This is a genomic window from Larkinella punicea (assembly GCF_003334855.1).
In the GTDB taxonomy this organism is placed as follows: domain Bacteria; phylum Bacteroidota; class Bacteroidia; order Cytophagales; family Spirosomataceae; genus Larkinella; species Larkinella punicea.
This window is the reverse complement of the sequence record NZ_QOWE01000006.1, coordinates 1-21,057: the sequence shown is the minus strand read 5'-3', so window position 1 is coordinate 21,057 and position 21,057 is coordinate 1. Positions and strand designations below refer to the sequence as shown.

The 21,057-nt window shown below is 52.4% G+C and carries 22 protein-coding genes; 9 read left to right on the top strand and 13 right to left on the bottom strand.

Annotated elements, in window-relative coordinates:
- Positions 1 to 113 precede the first annotated feature (113 nt).
- Entirely contained in the window at positions 114 to 956 is an 843-nt protein-coding gene (locus DUE52_RS08425) for an endonuclease/exonuclease/phosphatase family protein (RefSeq protein ID WP_114405556.1), read from the top strand.
- Positions 957 to 1,610: 654 nt separating this feature from the next.
- Here the strand turns inward: DUE52_RS08425 and DUE52_RS08420 are convergent.
- The 5 genes from DUE52_RS08420 to DUE52_RS08400 form a co-directional block, all read right to left on the bottom strand.
- Positions 1,611 to 2,885: a hypothetical protein gene (locus tag DUE52_RS08420; RefSeq protein ID WP_114405555.1), complete on the bottom strand. Its 1,275-nt coding sequence runs from the start codon at positions 2,883 to 2,885 to the stop codon at positions 1,611 to 1,613.
- Between the two features lie 176 nt (positions 2,886 to 3,061).
- The gene (locus DUE52_RS08415; protein WP_114405554.1) at positions 3,062 to 4,504 is read right to left on the bottom strand and encodes a RagB/SusD family nutrient uptake outer membrane protein; all 1,443 of its coding nucleotides are present in this window, start codon (positions 4,502 to 4,504) and stop codon (positions 3,062 to 3,064) included.
- Positions 4,505 to 4,516: 12 nt separating this feature from the next.
- Complete coding sequence (locus DUE52_RS08410) at positions 4,517 to 8,116, bottom strand: SusC/RagA family TonB-linked outer membrane protein (protein ID WP_229312109.1); 3,600 nt, start codon at positions 8,114 to 8,116, stop codon at positions 4,517 to 4,519.
- Positions 8,109 to 9,134 (bottom strand): FecR family protein, encoded by a 1,026-nt coding sequence (locus tag DUE52_RS08405; protein WP_114405553.1) that lies wholly within the window; start codon positions 9,132 to 9,134, stop codon positions 8,109 to 8,111. Before DUE52_RS08405 ends, DUE52_RS08410 begins: the two co-directional genes overlap by 8 nt.
- A gap of 86 nt (positions 9,135 to 9,220) precedes the next feature.
- On the bottom strand, positions 9,221 to 9,832 hold the full coding sequence (locus DUE52_RS08400) for an RNA polymerase sigma factor (RefSeq protein ID WP_114405552.1): 612 nt from the start codon (positions 9,830 to 9,832) through the stop codon (positions 9,221 to 9,223).
- Between the two features lie 195 nt (positions 9,833 to 10,027).
- Here DUE52_RS08400 and DUE52_RS08395 point away from each other — a divergent pair, with 195 nt between their 5' ends.
- Positions 10,028 to 10,354: a nucleotide pyrophosphohydrolase gene (locus DUE52_RS08395; RefSeq protein ID WP_114405761.1), complete on the top strand. Its 327-nt coding sequence runs from the start codon at positions 10,028 to 10,030 to the stop codon at positions 10,352 to 10,354.
- Positions 10,355 to 10,414: 60 nt separating this feature from the next.
- Here DUE52_RS08395 and DUE52_RS08390 read toward each other — a convergent pair whose 3' ends face one another.
- Positions 10,415 to 10,660, bottom strand: coding sequence for a hypothetical protein (locus tag DUE52_RS08390; protein WP_133299792.1), 246 nt, complete (start codon positions 10,658 to 10,660; stop codon positions 10,415 to 10,417).
- A gap of 386 nt (positions 10,661 to 11,046) precedes the next feature.
- Here DUE52_RS08390 and DUE52_RS08385 point away from each other — a divergent pair, with 386 nt between their 5' ends.
- Positions 11,047 to 11,802: a DUF5602 domain-containing protein gene (locus tag DUE52_RS08385; protein ID WP_114405550.1), complete on the top strand. Its 756-nt coding sequence runs from the start codon at positions 11,047 to 11,049 to the stop codon at positions 11,800 to 11,802.
- A 61-nt stretch (positions 11,803 to 11,863) separates the two neighbouring features.
- Positions 11,864 to 12,460 carry a c-type cytochrome gene (locus DUE52_RS08380; protein ID WP_114405549.1) on the top strand — a complete coding sequence of 199 codons (597 nt, stop codon included), beginning with the start codon at positions 11,864 to 11,866 and terminating at the stop codon, positions 12,458 to 12,460.
- A 50-nt stretch (positions 12,461 to 12,510) separates the two neighbouring features.
- Here DUE52_RS08380 and DUE52_RS32360 read toward each other — a convergent pair whose 3' ends face one another.
- Entirely contained in the window at positions 12,511 to 12,651 is a 141-nt protein-coding gene (locus DUE52_RS32360) for a hypothetical protein (protein WP_165840897.1), read from the bottom strand.
- A 119-nt stretch (positions 12,652 to 12,770) separates the two neighbouring features.
- Here DUE52_RS32360 and DUE52_RS08375 point away from each other — a divergent pair, with 119 nt between their 5' ends.
- Positions 12,771 to 13,019 carry a hypothetical protein gene (locus DUE52_RS08375; RefSeq protein WP_114405548.1) on the top strand — a complete coding sequence of 83 codons (249 nt, stop codon included), beginning with the start codon at positions 12,771 to 12,773 and terminating at the stop codon, positions 13,017 to 13,019.
- A gap of 129 nt (positions 13,020 to 13,148) precedes the next feature.
- Here DUE52_RS08375 and DUE52_RS08370 read toward each other — a convergent pair whose 3' ends face one another.
- Complete coding sequence (locus DUE52_RS08370) at positions 13,149 to 13,502, bottom strand: hypothetical protein (protein ID WP_114405547.1); 354 nt, start codon at positions 13,500 to 13,502, stop codon at positions 13,149 to 13,151.
- Positions 13,503 to 13,629: 127 nt separating this feature from the next.
- On the opposite strand from DUE52_RS08370, the gene DUE52_RS08365 reads away from it, so the two are divergent.
- Positions 13,630 to 14,100: a hypothetical protein gene (locus DUE52_RS08365; protein WP_133299791.1), complete on the top strand. Its 471-nt coding sequence runs from the start codon at positions 13,630 to 13,632 to the stop codon at positions 14,098 to 14,100.
- A 26-nt stretch (positions 14,101 to 14,126) separates the two neighbouring features.
- Here DUE52_RS08365 and DUE52_RS08360 read toward each other — a convergent pair whose 3' ends face one another.
- The 3 genes from DUE52_RS08360 to yidD all read right to left on the bottom strand — a co-directional run bounded on the left by DUE52_RS08360 (position 14,127) and on the right by yidD (position 15,324).
- Positions 14,127 to 14,567 carry a DUF4174 domain-containing protein gene (locus tag DUE52_RS08360; protein ID WP_229312108.1) on the bottom strand — a complete coding sequence of 147 codons (441 nt, stop codon included), beginning with the start codon at positions 14,565 to 14,567 and terminating at the stop codon, positions 14,127 to 14,129.
- A gap of 52 nt (positions 14,568 to 14,619) precedes the next feature.
- Positions 14,620 to 14,997: a co-chaperone GroES gene (locus DUE52_RS08355; RefSeq protein ID WP_114405545.1), complete on the bottom strand. Its 378-nt coding sequence runs from the start codon at positions 14,995 to 14,997 to the stop codon at positions 14,620 to 14,622.
- A gap of 117 nt (positions 14,998 to 15,114) precedes the next feature.
- Entirely contained in the window at positions 15,115 to 15,324 is a 210-nt protein-coding gene (yidD, locus tag DUE52_RS08350) for a membrane protein insertion efficiency factor YidD (protein ID WP_222930262.1), read from the bottom strand.
- A 145-nt stretch (positions 15,325 to 15,469) separates the two neighbouring features.
- Between yidD and lgt the strand changes: the two genes are divergently transcribed.
- Positions 15,470 to 16,303, top strand: coding sequence for a prolipoprotein diacylglyceryl transferase (gene lgt / locus DUE52_RS08345; protein ID WP_114405543.1), 834 nt, complete (start codon positions 15,470 to 15,472; stop codon positions 16,301 to 16,303).
- 131 nt (positions 16,304 to 16,434) lie between these two features.
- The gene (locus DUE52_RS08340) at positions 16,435 to 17,067 is read left to right on the top strand and encodes a transposase (protein WP_114405542.1); all 633 of its coding nucleotides are present in this window, start codon (positions 16,435 to 16,437) and stop codon (positions 17,065 to 17,067) included.
- Between the two features lie 94 nt (positions 17,068 to 17,161).
- On the opposite strand, the gene DUE52_RS08335 is transcribed toward DUE52_RS08340, so the two are convergent.
- Positions 17,162 to 18,514 carry an MFS transporter gene (locus DUE52_RS08335; protein WP_114405541.1) on the bottom strand — a complete coding sequence of 451 codons (1,353 nt, stop codon included), beginning with the start codon at positions 18,512 to 18,514 and terminating at the stop codon, positions 17,162 to 17,164.
- Between the two features lie 162 nt (positions 18,515 to 18,676).
- On the opposite strand from DUE52_RS08335, the gene DUE52_RS08330 reads away from it, so the two are divergent.
- A complete protein-coding gene (locus tag DUE52_RS08330; protein ID WP_114405540.1) occupies positions 18,677 to 20,098 on the top strand; it encodes a BamA/TamA family outer membrane protein in 1,422 nt (473 codons plus the stop codon).
- Positions 20,099 to 20,156: 58 nt separating this feature from the next.
- Here DUE52_RS08330 and DUE52_RS08325 read toward each other — a convergent pair whose 3' ends face one another.
- Positions 20,157 to 20,612, bottom strand: coding sequence for a DUF4488 domain-containing protein (locus DUE52_RS08325; RefSeq protein ID WP_165840896.1), 456 nt, complete (start codon positions 20,610 to 20,612; stop codon positions 20,157 to 20,159).
- Positions 20,613 to 21,057: the final 445 nt, after the last annotated feature.

Sequence of the window (21,057 nt, the reverse complement as noted above, 5' to 3'; positions counted from 1 at the left end):
GCTTAGCGGAGTAAATCAGAGTTTATCAGAGAAAAAGAACAATTTCTTCCTCCGATAAACTCTGATTTACTCCGCTAAGCTCTGCGAAACAATTCCATATCTAACTTCAAAACATGAAACAAACAATCCTACTCCTGCTTTGCACCTTTCTAATCATTCAAGACGGTTTTTCCCAGAAAGACACGCCGATTACCATTGCCACGTATAACATCCGCTACAACACCAAAAATGACGGCATCAACGCCTGGCCGAACCGGAAAGAAGAGGTCAAAGCTCTGATTCGGTTCCATGAATTCGATATTTTCGGCACCCAGGAAGCCCTGCGGGATCAATTGGACGGCATTGCCGAGTTGCCCGAATTTGCCTTTTTTGGTGCCGGTCGTGACGATGGGCAACAGGCGGGCGAACATTCGGCGATTTTCTACAAAAAAGACCGCTTCGAAATCCTGAAATCCGGCAATTTCTGGCTGAGCGAAACGCCCGACAAACCCGGCAAAGGCTGGGATGCCACCTGCTGCAACCGCATCTGTTCGTGGGCGCAGTTCCGGGATAAAACCACGAAGAAGAAGTTCTACTTTTTCAGCGTTCACTTCGACCACCAGGGCGTGAAAGCCCGGCAGGAATCCGGCAAACTGATGGTGCAGAAAATAAAGGAAATCGCGAAGGACGAACCCGTCGTGCTGGTGGGCGACCTGAACTCGACGCCCGAAACCGAACAGGTGAAAGCCATTGAAACCATCCTGAGCGATTCGTATAAGGCCACAGCCCAGCCGCCCTACGGCCCCGTCGGCACCTTCAACAGTTTCAAGTTCGACGCGCCGATGAAAAACCGCATCGATTATATTTTCGTCAAAAAAGGCATCGACGTGCTGAAATACGGTGTTTTAACCGACGCCAAAGACCAACGCTACCCGTCCGACCACCAGCCGGTTGTGATCAAGGCCATTATCCGCTAACCTGGACGAACCCCTTTTGTGATTATTCCAGATCCCTCAGGGACAAAATGGGTCATCCCTACGGGATTGGTTTTGCGCGTGACACGGTTTCTACAAAATGAGTCATCCCTACGGGATTTTTTTGGTTTTCCTACGCAGAACCGGTTACGCCATTCGTCCCATCGGGACAGCTCATTTTGTAGAAATCGCGTGTGCTTATCCGGGGATGAATCCCGTAGGGATGGGGCATTTTGTAGAAACCGTGTTACGCGCAAAAACAACAATCCCATAGGGATGACCCATTTTGTAGAAACCGTGTCACGCAAAAACCAAAACCAATCCCGTTGGGATGGCCCATTTTGTAGAAACCCTACCCGCATCGACAACGACGAATCCCGTAGGGATGACCCATTTTGTAGCACCAAATCCCACCGAAAAACCAAAACCAATCCCGTAGGGATGGCCCATCTTGTAGAATCCATGCCCACCGAAAAACCTAAAACAATCTAGTAAGGATGATGAGGAGGCTGCAAGCGGGTGCTGAACTACGTCACAATGGATATGTTGCGGGAGCTGGCGTTTGAGGAGTGAAAAGGAATGATGAACGATGAATGGGCTGACGCGAGATAAAAAAGAGTGCGTCAGCCCATTTCATCGTTCATCATTCATAACTCATCATTTTTTATTGCCCCAAACCGCCCGCAAATCCAGCAGATACAATTGCCGTCCATTGCCGCCGTGGGTGGAGTCGATGCAGACGAAATTGCCGTCGTTGCTCGTGCGGGGGTGCAAATCGCAACGCCACTCGGCCACGTAACGCTCCCCCGCCGGAAAATGCCCCAGGTCGATCCGCCGGTCGGAGGGCAGGTGGTAGAGATACGGCGTCTGATCCCGGCTTTTGGCATTGGCGTAGTTGTCGTTCAACAGCCATTCGTTATTCCGCCCCGGCACATAGGTCTGATGACCGTTGACGGGCATTTTGTCGGACTTGATCGGCACTATTTTTCCGGTTTTATCGCCCAGCAAATAGAATGACTGCGACTGACCTTCCGGTTTCGTAAAGGCACAGATGGTGGTTGGATCACGCCAGATGAAATGCGACGTAAAACCGGAGGGATCGATGATGAAGCGGTCGGTGCCGTCGGGATTCATCGTGAACATCCGGGTGACGAAATTGGTGCGGGCCATCACCTGCCGGTCTTCGCGTTTGGCCCGCCAGCGGTGCAGAAACGTCAGCCGGGTTCCGTCGGTATTGACCAGTAAGTGATTGAACCAGTGAAAATTATCTTCTACCGATGCGCCGTTATGCGGAATGGAAGCCGCGTCGGCCAGCGACAGAAGCAGTTGGGTCGCACCGGTTTTTAAATCCATCCGGTACAGACCGATTTCCTTGGGTGCCTTGACATCGTAATACGGATCGCGAATTCCGGCATAACCGTAACCGGGTCGCAGATCCTGAATCCGGCTAAACTCCGTGCCGATGGCCCAGCTACCGTCCGGACTCAGGGCATAAACCGCCATTGGCAACGTCCGTTTTTTGCGGGTGAACACATCGACGATGTGGCTGACATACTGATTACCCACGCGGTCGTTCCAGATCACTTCCGACGCCGAACCCGGCACCCACTGCAACATGCAGCCCTGCTGCCAGCCCCACGCCCGGCTTTCGCCCAGTTCCGTCCACGAATCGTTTTTCTGCAAGTCGATCAGGCCAATCTTGATGACATCATCGCCCACCGGCGAACGCCCTTCAAAACCGACTTTCATGCCCAGTACATAGCGATTCGACGGATCGAATTGCCGTTTGTCGTAATAGCCAAACCAGTGAAAACCGGGGCCTTTCGTCAAAGCCCGAACCGGAACCTCCAGCGGTTTTCCCATTGCCTGACCAAACGTCAGTCCGCCCAAACCGACCACGGCGGTTGTCTTCAAAAAATAGCGTCGATGCATAGAAAAGCGGCTTTGAATGCTGATGACTCAAACACCCAAAGCCGCTGATGGTCAATAATCTACTGACTAGAGCAAAGAGATGAGACAAGAGAAGTGAGACAAAATCATACGCTCGCTTCTCTTATCTCATCTCTCTTATCTCATCTCTCTTGTCTCATCTCTTTACTCTAATCAAATCAATACCCCGGATTCTGGGTAATTTTCGTCGGGTTGATGTCGATCTGGCTCTGCGGAATGGCAAACACCAGGTTGTTTTCGGTCAGATTGGTCTGGATGCCGATGGCGGCCGCCTTGGCTCGCAGCACCGGCAGCGCCCGACCCGTGCGCACCAGGTCGAACCAGCGGTGGCCTTCGAATGCCAGTTCAATCCGTCGTTCCTGTTCCAGGGCCAACCGCATGGCGGCTTGTGTTCCGGCATCAGTGGCGGTTTTGGCGGCCAGTCCGGCGCGTTGCCGGATGCGGTTCAGGAAGGGCAACGCCTGGGCCGTATTGCCGGTTTCATTCAGCGCTTCGGCATACATCAGCAAGACATCGGCATAGCGCAAAACCGGCCAGTTGTCTTCCGAATCGCCGGAAATAACGGGCGCATCGCGGTATTTGCGAACAAAATTGTAGTCTACCCGCACCCCACTGGCATTGGTGTAACTGGTCGCCAGCGATACATCTTTCCGCAAATCACCGGGTTCATAAGCCGCGATCATGTCGGCCGTGGGCTGGTTGTTGCCCCCACCCCCAAACTGAATCACCGCGTTGCCCGAGTTTTCGGGCGCATAGGTATTGGCAAAACCGCTGCCCTCGCCGATGCTGCCTTTTTTGTACTGGACATCAAAAATTGATTCTTTATGATTCTTGGCCGATGCCTGGAAAACACTGGCGTAACTGGGCAGCAAATCGTAGGTTCCGGCGTCGATCACTTCTTTCAGTTTGGCCGCAGCTTCGGCATACCGCCGTTGGGTCAGATATACTTTTCCCAACAACGATTTGGCCGCTCCGCGCGTGGCCCGGCCCACATTGGCTCCGGTATAACTAACGTCCAAAACCCCTTCCGCATCCGTTAAATCCTGGATAATCTGCGCATACACATCTGCAACCGGTGTGCGTCCGTAATTATAACCTTCCTGCGGGTCGACCACTTCCTGAACCACCAGCGGAACATCGCCAAAAACCCGGACGAGGTTGAAATACATCAGCGCCCGCAAAAATTTCGCTTCGCCGACGATGCGTTTTTTCTGGTCTTCGTTCATAGTAACCCCCGCGCTCCGGTCGATGATGGCGTTGCAGCGGTAGATGCCCCGGTAGCCGTCGCTCCAGCGAGTGGCCACGAATGGATTGGTGGTTCGCATGTAAAATTTATCGAACTCGTCCTGATCCGTTACCGAACCGGATAATACGGGGCGGGTATCGTCGGACGGTATTTCCGCAACCACGTAATACTGGCCATACTGACCGCCGGACTGCAAAGCCCCGTATGCTCCGTTCAAGGCATTCAGCAGGTCGGAACCGGTTCGGTAGAACGTCGCCGTGCTGGCCTGTGAAATGGGCGACAAGGCTAGAAATTCATCCTTACAGCTTGTTAATACAAGACTTAAAAAGGTGATATACAAATAGTTCCGTTTCATGGAAGAGTGAGATTAAAGACCAATGTTTACGCCAATTGTGTAGGTACGGGCCAGCGGGTAACTGCCGTAGTCGACTCCGCCGGTCAGCGGACCTTCATACCCGCTCACCTCCGGATTGTAGCCCAGGTATTTCGAGATCGTCAGGGCGTTCTGCACCCCACCATACAACCGCAGACTTTGCACCTTCACACGCTGAATCAGCGTTTTCGGGATGTTGTAGCCCAGCGTAATGTTCCGGATGCGGAAATAACTGGCATCTTCGACCCAGCGCGACGAAATGGCGTTGTTGTTCCCCGTCGTACGCGTGTTGGCGCGGGGCGTGGTGCCATCGCCGGGTTGCTCCGGTGACCGCCAGCGGTTGAGTGCCGTGGTCAGTGAGTTGGCATTTCCTTCGAGGTTTTCATAAAACCGGCGAGACAGATTCAGAATGGTCGAACCCTGAACGCCCTGAACTACAATACCCAGATCGAACCCTTTGAAACTGAATGTATTTGTAATTCCGTAAATAAAATCCGGCTGGTTGTTGCCAATCAGCGTCCGGTCGTTGGCGTCCACTTTTCCGTCGCCGTTCACGTCTTCAAATTTGACATCACCCGGCTGCGAATCGGCAAAGTGGGGATACGAATCCAGGTCGGCCCGGTCGCGGAATACGCCGATTTGCCGATAGCCGAAGAAGCTGCCCAGCGGTTCGCCAATCATGGTGATGTTCGACTCGCCGACGCCCGTACCGCTGCGGATGGGGTCGCCGGTGGGTCCGAGTGCCAGCACGGTATTGCGGTTAAACGAGAAGTTCAGATCCGTCGTCCAGCTAAAGGCACCCGTCAGGTTCCGGGTGTTCAAGGCCACTTCAAGCCCTTTGTTTTCGACTTTACCAATGTTTCTGACGGCCGATGAAAAACCGGTCAGGGTCGGAACCTGCACGGCCAGCAACAGATCGGTCGTGATGCGTTTGTAGTAATCCACCGTCAGGAAAATCCGGTTACTAAGAACGCCCAGTTCAAGCCCGATGTCGGTTTGCCGACTTTTTTCCCACGTCAGGTTGTCGTTCCCGATGGAGCTGACCGCCAGACCGTTGGCCAGTGCGTTGCCCAGCACATAATTGTCCGGACCCAACAGCCCCAGCGACGGGTAGTTGCTGGTGAAGGCATTGTTTCCAGAAATCCCGTAGCTCGCTTTGAGTTTCAATTCTGAAATAACGCGGTTGTTTTTCAGGAAAGACTCTTCAGATACGCGCCAGCCCACCGAAGCGGAGGGGAACGTACCCCAGCGGCTGTTCATGCCAAACCGCGATGAGCCATCGCGCCGGAAAGACGCATTGACCAGATAACGGTCTTTGAAGGAGTAAGCAACCCGGCCAAAATACGACGCCAGCGACCATTGATCCCGGAAATTGCGGCCCGCCTGGGTTCCGATAATCGTCCCCGCATTCACCGTCCGAACCAGGTCATTCGGGAAGTTGTTGGCATCGATCCGGCTGCGTTCGAAATCATTCTTCTGGCTTTCCAAACCCACCAGCACTTCGAACCGGTGTGTTTCGCCGATTTGCCTGGTATAGTTTAAGGTATGGTTGGTCACCCAGTTCAACTCCTGGAGATTTTCCGCATAGGCTGAGTTAGCAGTCGGCGGCAACAATTGATTCAGCGGCAGCGATGAGGTCTGGTAGTAGTTCTGCCGCGCATGCCGCACATCGCCACCAATAGTACCCCGATACAGGATGCCAAATGGCAATTTCACCTCGGCATAAGCGTTGCCCAACAGACGCGTAGTCCGCAGTTTGTTATCGATTTCGAAGATGTTGGCAACCGGGTTGGTAATGCCCGGCCAGTCGTAGGGGGCGGCATAGAAAGCCTGAGAGTTATAAACGGACGTTCCAGGCTGGTAGATCGGAACGAAAGGCGGCAAACTCAATGCGGCATTGATCACCCCGTTGCTGGCCCAGTGCCCGTCGGTATTGACCCGGTCTTCCACCGAAAACGACGGGCTTAGGCTGATTCCCATTTTCAGGTACTTTGTAATCTCGGCATCGATGTTAGTCCGGACGGTATACCGGTCGATCCCCGAACGTTTGACGACACCATCCTGTTTCAGGTAGTTTCCCGACACCATGTATTGCACTTTCTCGCTGCCCCCCGATGCCGTCAACTGGTAACTGCTGATGGGCGCATTCTGAAAAATCATGTCCTGGTAATCGTAGGTTGGCAGACTGCCCGGATCGTCGAAATTGACTCCGGCAAACTCCCCGCGCGGATACCGATACCGCTGACCAGCCGGGCGGGCCGAGTTGGGATCCGTAATGGCGGCACCAGCCACCCGCTGGAGGTAAGCATTGTTGAAGGCTTCTTTGGAAAACTCCGCAAACTGCTGCGAATTCAGCATGTCCATTTTTTTGGTAATCTGCTGAACGCCGGTGTAGTAATCGAAATTTACCCGCGCCTGACCCGATTTGCCGCGTTTGGTTGTGACCACCACCACCCCGTTGGCTCCCCGCGATCCGTAAATGGCCGTCGCCGAAGCATCTTTCAGGATGTCGATTTTATCAATATCGTTGGGGTTCAGCAGGTTCAATCCCCCGCCGTTGGCCAGATCGCCCGAGTTCAGCGGTTGCCCGTCGATGACGACCAGCGGACCATTGCCGGCACTGATCGACCCCAGCCCCCGGATTTTGATAGATGGACTGTTGCCCGGCGCTCCGGTATTTTGCTGAATCAGCACCCCCGGCAACCGGCCTGTCAAGCCTTCGACAATGTTCGGAACCGGCTGGTCCTTGATATTTTTGGTACTGATCGACGCAATCGACCCGGTTACATCCCGCTTTTGCTGCGTTCCATACCCCACCACCACCACTTCATTCAACGTCTGGTCCGACGGTTTCAGCGTTACATTGACCGTCGACTGGCTGCCCAGCGGAATTTCCTGCGTCAGATACCCGATGAAGCTGAACACCAGCGTTCCGCCTTCGTTCGGTACGGAAAAGGCAAAATTACCGGATGCGTCGGTCGTCGTACCGCGGGTGGTGCCTTTCAGTGCCACACTGACCCCCGGTAAACCGTCGGCATTTTCCTCCGCCGTGACACGGCCCGTCACCCGGCGCTCCTGAACGGTAATTTCCAGCGGTTGCCGCATCAGCAGGGCCGATGTAACGGCAAGATCCAGGCGCTCATCCGGTATGGTTCCCGGCCGCGACTGCACCAGTTGGCTGTTTTCCAGGGGCGCAACAAACGGAGCCAGCCGACTCGTGGCCTCGTCCGCGTCGACGATCACATAATAATAGTCATCGACTTTGCGGAAAGTCAGGTTGTTGGGTTTCAAAACCGCTTTCAAAACCGCTTCCCGGTCGGCCGTAGCGGGCAGCGGCAGGCTCACGGTTTTGTCGCGCAGGGTTTTCCGTTGAAAAGCGAACTTGATGCCATATTTCTTTTCCAGGTCGCGCAGCACGTCACTCAGCGACCGGACCGTTGGGTTGCCGTTTCGGGCATTCCGGGGAAATTCCTGTATCAAATGGGGATGCCGGGGAATCGTGTTCGATGCCAGCATCTGCGCTTCAGCCGTGGTCGTCAGACACCACAGGCCCAAAATCGCCAGTCGGATTCGGGTTGGTAGGGATTTATTCATTTTTGTAATTGGATAAAACGATTTGATTGTCCTGTTTATCAATTCGCAAGCGAAAGGTTTCGGCAATCAGCCGAATCAATAACTCCGGTTTGTTGGCCGGTACCGATCCCGTAAAGGGTTCATTGAGCAGGTTTTTGTTGGTAATCGAGACGGTGAGTCCGTACTCATCATTCAATCGCTGGACAATTTCGGCCAGACGTTCCTCTTCCAGCACCAGTAAATTGTCGCGCCAGGCCACGTAGCGCCCGGCATCGACCCGCTCCCGGCGGAGTGCGGTTTTGCCGCCCGTCGTTTCCACCAGATCCCCCGGCTGCATCATCACATCGGGTTGTTGCTGCAATGCCAGCTTCACTTTTCCTTCCTGCAAGACCACCTGCGTGCGGGTCCGGCGGGTGTTTACGTTGAAGCGCGTACCCAGCACCACCACGTCAGCAGCACCCGTATGCACCACGAACGGCATCCGTCGGCCCAGCGGTTTTTTGCTCACGTCAAAGAATGCTTCACCCGTTAGATGTACCTCCCGGCGCCCTTCCGTCTGCCAGTCGCCCGACATTTGCAAAATGGAATTAGCATTCAGCGTCACGACCGAACCATCCGGCAAAGTCACTGTCTGAATCTGGCCGTAAGCGGTTTTGTACTCAATCGGCGACGTGGCCCCTTCATACAGCCACCAACCCATGCCCGCCAGCAACAGCAGGGTGACGGCAGCCGCATACCGGTAAAAAACCGGTCTGAAAAACAGCCGCTTCGGTTCGGGTTGCAGCGCAAGCTGTTTCAGGCGGAGTCGTTGAAAAGAATTCTCTACGGCACTTTCGGGCAAGACCTGCCAGGTAGATTCCAGACCAATCACCAGCAACCGGGCCTGCTCGATGGTGCTTTGCTGCTGTGGATAGAGGGCTTTCACCGACTCCCAGAACTGATTCGTTTCTGACGTTGGGGCAACTATCCACGCCTGAAAGTCGGGATCCCGGGCGAGGTCAATGGATTCAAGGGTAGCGTAGTATTCCTGCGGTTTCATGCCGTGTTGAAGAATCAATTAACGGTAAGAGCAGAAACCGGGGGCTTTGTAGTATGAACGGAGGAAAAATTTGTAAAAAAAACGAATCAGCGATTCATAAACAGCCCCAGCAGCAGCAGTAAAACCGGCCAGTTGGTCTGCAGGCGTTTGCGGAGGGCGGTCAGGGCCTGGTACAACTGCGTCCGGGCGGTGTTGTAGGTGATGCCCATCACGGCGCAGATGTCATCGTAACTCAAATCCGTGAAGTACCGCAAATACAGGATTTCCTGCTGCCGGGGCGACAAGGTCGTGAAAGCACTCTGAATGTGTTCGTGCTGTTCCTGATTCAGTTTGTCCTCCAGCAGCCGGTCTTCGGCCGAAGGCTCGACCGGTAACAAACCGAATTGTTCTTCCACATCGGTTTCGGCAAACCGGCGCTGTCGCTCGGCGAGTTGGGTCACCAATCGGTTGCGGAATGCTTTCAGCAGATAAGATTGAACGGATTGCGGTTGCGTCAGCGTCTGGCGATACTTCCACAGGTCGATGAACACGTCGTGAATGGCATCTTCGGCGGTGGCCTGATCGGCCCCGAACCGCCGGCCGTAGTTGATCAAATGCCGGTAATGCGCCGAATACAAAGCCGCAAAAGCCGACTCGCTTCCCTCCCGGAAAGCATTCCAGTGCATCAGGTCGTTTGGGGTGTCGGAGCGGGCGTTCATCAGTCGTGTGCAAACTAACCTGCAAAGGCAGAAGAGGAGCAAACTTAACCGATTCCTGCAAAATTTGGTATTATTTGCGGATAAATTTGCGTTGGGCGTCTTGCTTAAAAACGCCTAGATTTGCAGGCAATGCTCCGGACAGGCTTTCCGTCGCAACGACGGTCCTGCACTTTTGGGGTATTGCCTGCTCCTTTTATGACACTACGCGAAGCCCAGGACACCGTCGATGCATGGATTAAAACCATCGGCGTCCGCTACTTTAACGAACTCACCAACATGGCCATGCTCTCCGAAGAAGTCGGCGAAGTGGCCCGGATCATTGCCCGCCGGTATGGCGAACAATCGGAAAAAGAATCCGACAAAGACAAGGATCTCGGCGACGAAATGGCCGATGTTCTGTGGGTTTTGATCTGCCTGGCCAACCAAACCGGCGTTGACTTAACGGCGGCTTTTCAAAAGAATCTGGAAAAGAAAACCAGCCGGGATGCAAGCCGGCACCTCGAAAATGAGAAGTTGCGGTAAGGCTAGGCATCCGGCCGGTTTTCCGGGTTATAACATACCAATTGGTAAGTAATTATCCCATTATTTATACGGTTTTAAAATCTGGTGTCCTTCTTTTATCAGGGCTTCCGCCGACTTCTTGGAGACCACCCAGAAAAGGGTCTCACTTTTATGCTTAACAACTGAAAATTCCTTTCCGCCGTCGCGAAACAAGCGGTTACAGGCCCGCATAGCATCAATTTGATTGGTGTACTGATTGTCCTGGGATTCATGCAAAGCTTTGGCAAGTCGTCTCAATCGAAGGTATGAGCGAATGGATTCAAACATGGGAAACGGAGGGCTAGTTAATTTTAAAGTTACACGTTAGAGTAATTTTACTCATAAACTTTAAAATACTCAAACAATTCAGGTGCCAATGTAACCAATATAGCCAAAAATGGTAACATAGGACACTAGAATGCTAAGATCCTGCACTTCTCCAATCAAAAAATCAGGCTTGTTCGGCCCTCCTCAGTGGCGCCGTTGTGTTCATAAAACGAGACGAAAATAGGGCCATTCTAGCCTCTGAAACCTATTTTGTCGAAAATGAGACAAAGAATGTCTATTTTGAGCTAACAGCAGTCTCTCACAAATCCCGACTTTTACGCCGTATTCCCAGCGCGTCGAAACAGCAGGAGTATTTTTTCTCAACTAAAAAAACAGCTCACTATCACATGAAAAAACTTTTTACCATTCCATTGCTGGCCCTGCTCTTTCTGACGGGCTGTGGCGACAACGACGACACGGTTGCAGTTGCCCCGACCTATAAAGGAACCGAACAGTCACTGGGCAATGGTAAGGCCTATTCCTGGGTGAAGTTTACAGCCGACAACAAACCTACTTCCATTGGATTCACCCTCACCAAAGGGGCGCTGGACAACCTGCCACACGGCGGAGTGGCGCTGGTGTTGAGCCTACCGGCCGAAGCCGTCGGCAAAACGCCCTTCGACCACATCATGCTCGATTACCTGCACACCGGACACGAGCCTCCGGGCGTCTATGACGTGGGCCACTTCGATATGCACTTCTACATGCAGCCCCTGGCCGAGCGGAAGGCGATTCCGGTCTATGAAGCCGCCAAAGCGAAATTCGACAATCTGCCGGCCGCCGGGTATTTGCCCAGCAACTACATTCGTCTGCCGGCCGGTGTGCCAGAAATGGGCGTTCACTGGGCGAATCCCGCATCTCCTGAACTGGCCGGTACGGGTAAGTTTACCGAAACGTTGATTTTCGGTTCCTACGATGGCAAAGTCACCTTTATTGAACCGATGGTTACGCACGAGTTTTTGAAGAGCAAACCTAATCTTGCCAAGAGCGTGCCGGTTCCTGCCAAGTTTGCCAGGGCGGGTTACTATCCGATGCAATACACCATTAAACAAGTGGGCGACGACATCCAGGTGAGCCTCGAGGGATTGATGATGATGCAATAGCGATCATCGGATTTGTCTTCGTCTGTTATACTGATAAGTAGTAATCAACCCAGCACATTGTATGAAAAAAATTCACTTGTCGGCACTCCCGATTGCCCTTCTTTGCGTGTCTCTTTTGGCCGGTTTTACCAAAAATGAAGGCCCTCCGAAAAAAAATAACGTGGTCGCCCCCCAATCGGATGAAGCCACGATCAAACGGGGGAAGTATCTGGTTGGCATTCTGGGTTGTCAGGATTGCCATTCTCCCAAACGCATGGGGGCTCAGGGGCCGGAGGTCATTCCGGAATTGCATTTATCCGGTTATCCGGCTGGTCGGCCGGTTGGGAAGGTGGTGCCGGAGGCCCTGAAAAATGGCTGGATGCTATTTGGTCCCGATGGAACGTCGGCTGTTGGTCCCTGGGGTGTTAGTTTTGCGGCAAACCTCACGTCCGACGCCACGGGAATCGGTACCTGGACCTACCAGCAATTCAAAACGGCGCTGACCCAGGGCAAATCCAAAGGCATTGCCACCGCCCGGCCGCTGCTGCCTCCTATGCCCTGGTTCAACTACACCGACATGGCGGAGGAAGACATTCAGGCGGTATTTCAATACCTGAAAAGCACCAAACCGGTCAAAAATGCCGTACCTGCTCCCATCGGCCCCGATAAGCTGAATTGATCAAAACGGGGAGGGCTTGCCAATGCCCTTCCCTCTTTTCTTTTCCTTTCTCACCAGAAACGAATAAACAAATAGACAATAATCAGGATCAGCCCGGCAAACAGGTAGATGCGTTGGGTGATTTTACGCCGTTGTTTGACAATCCACAGCAAAATAAAGCTCAAACCCAGAGCCCATAGCGTACCATCCATATTCCTTACCGGTCTTTAAAGGTGCTTGTCTTAGCAAAGGTAAGAAAGAAACCGACCCAAAGGTTGGCTTAACATTTCGTGGTGTCCGGTAGTTAAGAACGTATACCAGACATAAACCCATGAAAAATCTAAGTGACCTTTCGTTCGATGAAATTCAGAAAATGTATGCCTATGCCCTCAACCTGGCCGCTTCGTACGTAAAAGATGCCGAGAAGCATTACAAAGCGGATGAAAAAGAAAGAGGGGATGACTTTACGGCTGCTGATCAGGAGTGGACGGAATACGCCCGAATTCTGGATCTGGAACTCCAAAACCGGATCAAGTCGGCGGTAAACATCCAAACACCGCAACCACAGCCGTTTATTTAACCGGCTGAACAAAAAGCCCCCTGACCGCACCAATGCGGTCAGGGGGCTTTTTGTTCGGAAATAACCATTCAGGCGTTTGCGAACGATGGAATTCAGCGAGCAGTCTGCCAAAGGCGTGGCAGGAAATGCTTAGCGCAGGAAATGAACCGCTACCATCGCAATGTGAATCAGCAGATTAACGGTAAAAAGCTGGACACAAAACCGTACGGACAACAGGCCGAGGTTAGAAACCAGTACGCCGAAGAAACTAACCACCGCGACACCGGCGAAAATGTCGCTGTAACCGAAATCAAAATATTGAAAAACCAGTAGTGAAGCCGGCGTTATGACGCAACTCTGGATGATCAGCAGGGCCACCATGACCGTAAACCGGTAATCGCCGGTTTCCAGAACATTGATGGCACGGTTATACCGGGTACGCCAGTTTAAAGGAGCAGGTTGATCGGCAACAGAGTGGGCGGGAAAAGCGAGTTTCGTGTTCATCGTCGTAAGGAATAATTGATGACACAAAAGTCGCTGCGAAAAGACCGCCCGGGAATGAGATCCGTTAGCCAACCGGCTGATCTCTGTTTTACCGCGAATTAACAATCCTCACGTCAAAAACTGACGAATGTCATGGCGAAGGTCCGGGCGAACCGGCAGCTTTACGGAAAATATGAATACGATGGAACCGCTAAAGAATTCAATTGCCGATCTGGAAATGTATCAACTGGAAAATTGTCATTCCGAAAACAAGCGGTGGGCCCTTGCCCTGACGAGCTACGAACAGGAAATTGAGCAGTTGATGACCCTCCTGGATGATGTTCTGGAGCAATTCAACCACCAGAATCTTCGCCAGCGCGCCTTCGATTACCAACAGAGCCTGAACCGGCTGAAAGTGTGGTTTACGCGCCTGCATACCGACCTGATCTGCGACCGTTCTACCTGCGTTTCAGCCACACCACTTCCGTGCGGAGAATCCCAGTTTGGCCGCTACAAGGCCATTCCCAGCCAGTTTGCCGGTTTATCCGACGAATTTTCCAAAACCAAAGCAGGTTGTTACCAGTTCCTGTCGGTCGTGGTTCAATTAAATTTGATGTAACGTCCAAGGATTGTAACCCTTGTTACCTACTGTCTCCGGGTCTCCGCCTGCCGCATGGGCATGCTGTCGATGATGCGGAATACCTCGCCGGGTTTGATCGTTTTTTTGAACGTGTGTTTTACCCCGCCGTCTTTGCCGATGAGCCAGCCTTTGAAAACGTCGGCGGGGGTTAACTGAAACGCATTTTTTGCCAGAAACTGCCGGTCACTTTCCGGCAGTTCGGCGGCAGTCAGCATGATTACATCCAGGTCGCGTTCATCCAGGCCCGCTTTTTCAGTTTGGAGGATTTTTTGCTGCTGCAAAAAAGCAGGTTGCGCCGGATCAGTCCCATACACCAGCAAAATGCGCCGGTCGTTCCGCTTCTCATCCAGTACGGTTTTCAGGGATTTCTTTTGAAAACCATTATTTTCCGTGACTCCAACCAGGGTCATACTGAGCAGTACTCCCATCAACCATACCGTTTGCATACCGTAAAAGGTTTAAAAGCCGCTTTTCCGGCTTATCCTCCATAACCCTTTGTCAATCGAAGAGGTTTTCGGAACGTTCCAGCAACAGAATGGCCGACTGCGGAACAATGCAGTATTTTTCACCTTCGTATTCCAGTTCGATGGCGTTGCGCTGGAGGTAAATGGCCAGATCGCCTTCCAGGGCCTGGAGTGGCATGTATTTTACTTTTTCTTCGGTTTCCTTCCAGGGCTCCTCTTCCGACGGCGCAGGAATCGGATACCCCGGTCCCACTTTGATGACATAGCCGCTCTGAACCTGTTCTTTTTCCGTTACGGTCGGTGGTAAATACAAACCGCTGTTGGTGCGTTCACTCGGGTTTTTGGGTTTCACCAGCACCCGGTCCCCCACAACGATCAATCGTCTCAATCGGTTATCTGCCGTTATTTCCATGGTTGTCAATCAGTAGTCGTTTTTGCTCCGGTAACCGTCGCCAGCCACCCCGATCAATAATCAGGCTACCCCGGATTTTGCGACAAAATGTCAGCCTGCGACCGGTCTCCACCCCCATCAGGGAACCGGATCATAGCCGCTCCCGCCCCACGGATGACAGCGCGCAATGCGCTTCAACCCCAGTTCTCCGCCTTTCAAAGCGCCGTATTTCTGCACGGCTTCAATCATGTATTGGGAGCAGGTTGGCGTATACCGGCACGAATTGGGCAGGTAGGGCGAGAGGGCGCCCTGGTAAAATCGAACGAAACCAATCAACACGGTTTTCATAATAGATAACAAGTCCTTCATTAAATCTTTTCTATCTTTGCTTGCAATCCGCGCCGGGCCAGCTCTTCAACCAGCCGGTTGGGCCGCAGAACTCAAACCCTGAGCCGCCGATGCGGGTCTATTTTTTAACACGTCACGAAATCGAATGCTCTCCTACATCATCTGGGACGTTAATCCCGAATTGTTTTCTATCGGCTCTTTCTCCGTTCGCTGGTATGGTCTCCTGTTCGCCCTCGGTTTTCTGTTGGGCCAGCAAATCATGCTCTACATCTTCAAACGCGAAGGCAAACCCATCAGCGACATTGATGCCCTGACCCTCTACATGGTCATTGCCACGGTTCTCGGTGCCCGAATCGGCCATTTTCTTTTCTACGAACCCGAAGTTCTGTTCAAAAACCCGCTGGAGGTGATTCTTCCCCCCTACCGCGGACTGGCCAGCCACGGTGCCACCGTGGGGATTCTGACCGGTTTGTGGCTCTACTCCCGCCGGAAGTCCAGCCTGGCTACCCAACAGACGTTCCTCTGGGTGACCGACCGCATCGTCATCGCCGTGGCCCTGGGCGGCTGTTTCATCCGGCTCGGCAACCTGATGAACTCCGAGATTGTCGGCCGCCCCACCGACGTTCCCTGGGGATTCGTCTTTGTTAACAACACGGAGTATCTACAGATTCCCCGCCACCCGGCGCAATTGTACGAAGCCATTTCGTGCCTGTTCATCTGCCTCTTTCTGTTCTGGTTCTGGAACCGCTACAAGCAGAATACGCCCCGGGGCAGTTTGCTCGGCATCTTCCTGATCGGGGTGTTTGGCCTGCGGTTTTTCTACGAATTTCTGAAAGAAGATCAGGTTGAGTTTGAAAAAACGCTGGCCCTCAATATGGGTCAAATCCTGAGCATTCCAGCCGTACTCGCCGGTATTTTTTTACTGGTGGTGAGTTTCCGGAAACAGGCGGCTCTCCAGAGTTCCGGAAAAAACCGGTAGCAGCGGGCGATTTCTTACCGCTGCCTCAATAATGAATACATTGTAAACAGAATCCTTCTTTCTTTGCTTCAACTCCTCCGGCAGAATCCGGTTGGTGCATAAACTCTTGACTAAACCAATCCAAACTACGAATGAAACTGATCCAATCAGTACCCGTTTTCTTGCTGGCAGCTACGCTGTTGATGAGCTGTGGAGGCAATAAAGAAGAAGAAAAAGCCGAATCATCGGACGATGACGGGACCTCGATTTCGGCCAGCGAAAGCGTCGATGCACTGAAAAAAATGGCTGATCAGGCGGAAGAGATGCAGAAAAATGGTCCGGTCGAAACCGTCGATTTCCGCAAACTGAAAGAAATGCTCCCCGCCGATGCCGACGGTTTGGCCCGCAAAGAAGCCACCGGCGAGAAGAACGGCATGGCCGGTTTCAACATTTCCACCGCCAAAGGTGAATACCGCAACGACGACGACAGCCAATCCATCGAAGTGAACATCGTCGATGCGGGCGGGACAGGTGCGCTGATGGGTATGGCTGCCTGGTCGATTATCGAAGTGGACAAGGAAACCGAAAATGGTTACGAAAAAACCACCAAATTTGGCGACTACAAGGCCTACGAAAAATACGACAACGAAAGCAAAAACGGCGAAATTGCGGTATTGATCAACAACCGTTTCATCGTAACCACCAAAGGCAATGGCGTTGAGATGAGCAAAATCAAAGCCACGCTCGAAGACATTGACCTGAGCAAGCTGGCAGATTTGAAATAGGTGAACTAGACGAGAGAGGTGAGACAAGAGAAGTGAGACACCTGCGAATGGATTGGTCTTTACACTCTTGTCTCACCTCTCTTGTCTGATCTCTTCAATGCCCTCCGGCTCCAAGGGGAAAGGCCGCTTCTTCGGCCTGATTGGTTTCCTTCACCAGAAAACAGGCCCCGGCGGCCAGAATCAGGCAAACCCCGCAGAGCGCCAGTGCATTACGTGGGTCGCTGTTTAAGACGGTTTCGTACAAAAACCCGATCGTCATGTTGTTGATAATCTGCGGGACGACGATAAAACCGTTGAACAAACCCATGTAAACGCCCATCCGCTCCTTGGGAACGGAGGTGGAAAGCATGACGTAGGGCATCGACATGATGGAGCCCCAGGCCAGGCCAACCAGCGTCATGCCGATGAGGAAGATGTATTTGTCGTGCGAAAACAGCATGGACAGAAAACCCAAACCGCCGATGGTCAGGAAAACCGCGTGGGTGCTGCGACGGCCCAGCCGGTTGGCAATGGGCGGCAGCAAAAACGAGATTCCGAAACAGCCGACGTTGAAGAGGGCGAAACACAAGTTGCTCCATTCCAGCCCTTTCGCAAACCCTTCGGGATTGATTTTCGCATCCGGCGCATCGAAGGCATGGCGGGCAATGGCCAGCGACAGATACTGCCACATCAGCGGCAAACCGTACCAGGTAAAGAACTTTACCCACCAGAGCTGCTTCATGGTGGTCGGCATGTGACGAAAGGCATCGAACACTTCGGCAAACGCGTGAAAAACGCCCTGCTTCTCTTTTTTCATCCGCTCAAACTCCTCCATGTTCTCGGGCGGATATTCGGTGGTCGTATACATGGTCCAGATCACCGAAGCCAGAATGGCAACACCGCCGATGTAAAACGAGTATTTGACAAAGTCAGGAATCAGGTTGGCACCTGTGGCCGCCACGGCGATGCCAAAAATCGGCAAAATGAACGGCATCAGATTGGCCAGCGTCTGCCCGAACCCGACAAAGAAACTCTGTACGGCAAACCCCAGATTCCGTTGCTGGTTGTTTAATTTGTCGCCGATAAACGCCCGAAACGGCTCCATCGTGATGTTCAAACCTGCATCGAGCAGCCACATCAGGCTGGCAGCCATCCAGAGTGCCGACGAATTGGGCATCATAATCAGGGCGAAGCTGGTGATGAGTGCGCCGACGAGAAAATACGGTTTTCGGCGTCCCCAGCGTTTAGACCATGTCCGGTCACTCATCGCGCCGATAATGGGCTGCACCAGCAAACCAGTGACGGGACCCGCCAGCCAGAGGATGGGAATGGCGGATTCTTCGGCGTTGAGATACCGGAAAATGGGACTCATGTTGGCCTGCTGTAAACCGAAACCGTACTGAATACCCAGAAATCCAAAACTCATGTTCCAGATTTGCCAGAAACGTAGGTGGGGTTTGTCTTTCATGAGAAAAACGAAGAGAAGAAGGATGTTTAGGTTAGCGGAGGAGCCAAAAAGAGACTCGATTCTGACAATAATAAGGATTTTGTTGCAAGATTCGAAGATTGTTTTTACCTATTTTTTTATTGCGGTACTTTTGAAGATGCCCTCGTCAATGACGCACGTTTGATGCTACTATCCTTACTTTTCTGGACGTTGTCTTTGGCCGATTCAACGGCAAAACCATCCGCCGTTGCCGATACCGTGCAGCGTGATTATTGGGTGGTTCGGTCGGTTCACATTCACGGAAACCACCGGACGCGGGAGCGCATCATTCTGCGCGAACTGGAGGTGAAAGCCGGTGATACCATCCAACGCCCGCAACTAACCGAAAAACTGGCCTGGGATCAGAGAAAAGTCACCAACACCAATTTGTTTATCACCGTCGATGTGACGGCGAAAGAAGTCAGCGCGAACGAGATCGACATCGAGATCAATCTGAAGGAACGCTGGTACGTTTTTGTGATCCCGATTTTCGACCTGGCCGACCGCAACTTCAACGAGTGGTGGTATGAACGGGGTCGCAGCTTCCGCCGAACGATTTACGGAGCACGGCTGAACTACAAAAATGTGACCGGCAATGCCGACAAAATCAACGCCATTTTCGAGTTTGGTTTTACGCGCCGAACGCAGGTCGTCTACTCGCTCCCTTACATCGACAAGGCGCAGAAAACCGGGATTAGTTTTGGGGCTTCCTACCAGACCAACAAGGAAGTGGCCTACCGCTCGGCGTTCGATAAACTGGTGTATTTCCGAAGTGAAGACCTAATGCGCGACCGGTTTTTCACCAACGTCATTCTGACCCGCCGGAACCAGTTCTACAACTTCCACCGCCTGGAACTCCGGCTGGTCCGCAATGCCATTGCCGATACCGTTGCCAAACTGAATCCCGATTATTTTCTGAACGGCCAGACCAGACAGCGGTATTTTCTGCTGAGTTACCTCTTCACACACGACCGGCGCGATGCCGTGGCGTATCCATTGCGGGGGCATTACCTCAACCTGACCGCCAATCAATACGGGCTTCTGCCGTCCGACAATGTGCGGTTGTTTGAAGTCATGGCGAGTTATACCCGCTACTGGCCGCTGGGCGGAGCGTCGCCCGGAGCAAAATTTTACGCCAGCAACAGCGTGCGCGGCAAACTTTCGTGGCCAGAGCGTCAGCCGTATACCAACCTGCGCGGTCTGGGCTATTTGTCGGATTTTGTTCGGGGCTACGAATTGTATGTGATTGATGGGCAACGGTATGGACTGGTTCGCAACACGCTGAAATACCAGTTGCTGAATGTTCGGAAACACATCCGTTGGATGCCGATGAAGCAGTTCAACACCCTTCCACTGGCGTTGTACGTCAGTCTGTTTGGCGATATGGGGTATGTCAACAGCACGCTGGCGCAGGAATACAACAGCCGTCTGGCAAATTCGTGGCTCTACGGCGGGGGCGTGGCGCTGGACGTGGCTACGTTCTACAACATCGTGGGGCGCATCAGTTACTCCGTCAACCGGCAGGGCCAGACCGGTGTTTTCTTTAATTTCACCTACGATTTGTAAACCGATTCCCGGCAAAACGCATCCAAAAAACCGGACGACGCGGACGGTTCTGCAAACGCTATTCCTTCGTAACCCGGCGGTATTTCTCCACAATGATCCGGTCAATTCCCAGCTTTTCCAGTTTTTCAACGCCTTTTTGAACCAGCGTATCCCCGTGGAGTTGCACCACAAATTCGAATTTGTGATTTTCCCACGCTTTGTCGATGAAATACTCCAGGTGTTCGGTATACACGCTGTCCACCAGAGTATAACTGCCTCCGCCCGCCGTGAACGCCGGAGCAGTCGAGTCTTTTTCCGTCGGCAGGGCGTGATTGAGGAAAGCGAAATGGGTTGAATTGATAATTTTAATCATTTTCTGTTTCGGATTAAACGTCGAAAACGTCGAATCCTTTTCGGTGGCGGTGGCCGAAATCAGTTCCCAGGTGCCGACGAGGGGCACTATGGCTGGCTTGGTTTCACAGCCGACGAAGGCAAAACTGAGGGCAATCAACGCTAGCGTAAAGTTGTGTTTCATGTTTACTCGGGGACGGTTTTTCGTTATCTTGTCAATTGGTAAAGATAGAGGTCTTTGTGCTTAGTTTCTCACCTTGTCGGTTGGCACTTTGTACGTGGTTTTAGGCAAGTATTTTCTAGTTGAAAAGAAAACAAGTCGTAGATCCGTAAAGCACTTTCTACAAAGCGGTTCCAGATTTCTATCAGCCTATGGCTCGTATCCAGCGCATCATTGAAAATAAACATCCAGCAATTAGTTTTGAGATTATATTACGTCCCAAAGGCTAAAATTAACGCGAACAATGAGATTTGTTGATTGATTATGAGCCAATTAAGTACCATCATACCTTTGTTCGACACCCTCTTTGATTACCATTAACCGAATTATCTTTGGTAGTCACTCGGCTGAGCGGTAGGGGATGGATAAAAACAGCAGTGCCTTAGGTGCCTGACACCGTTACCTATGT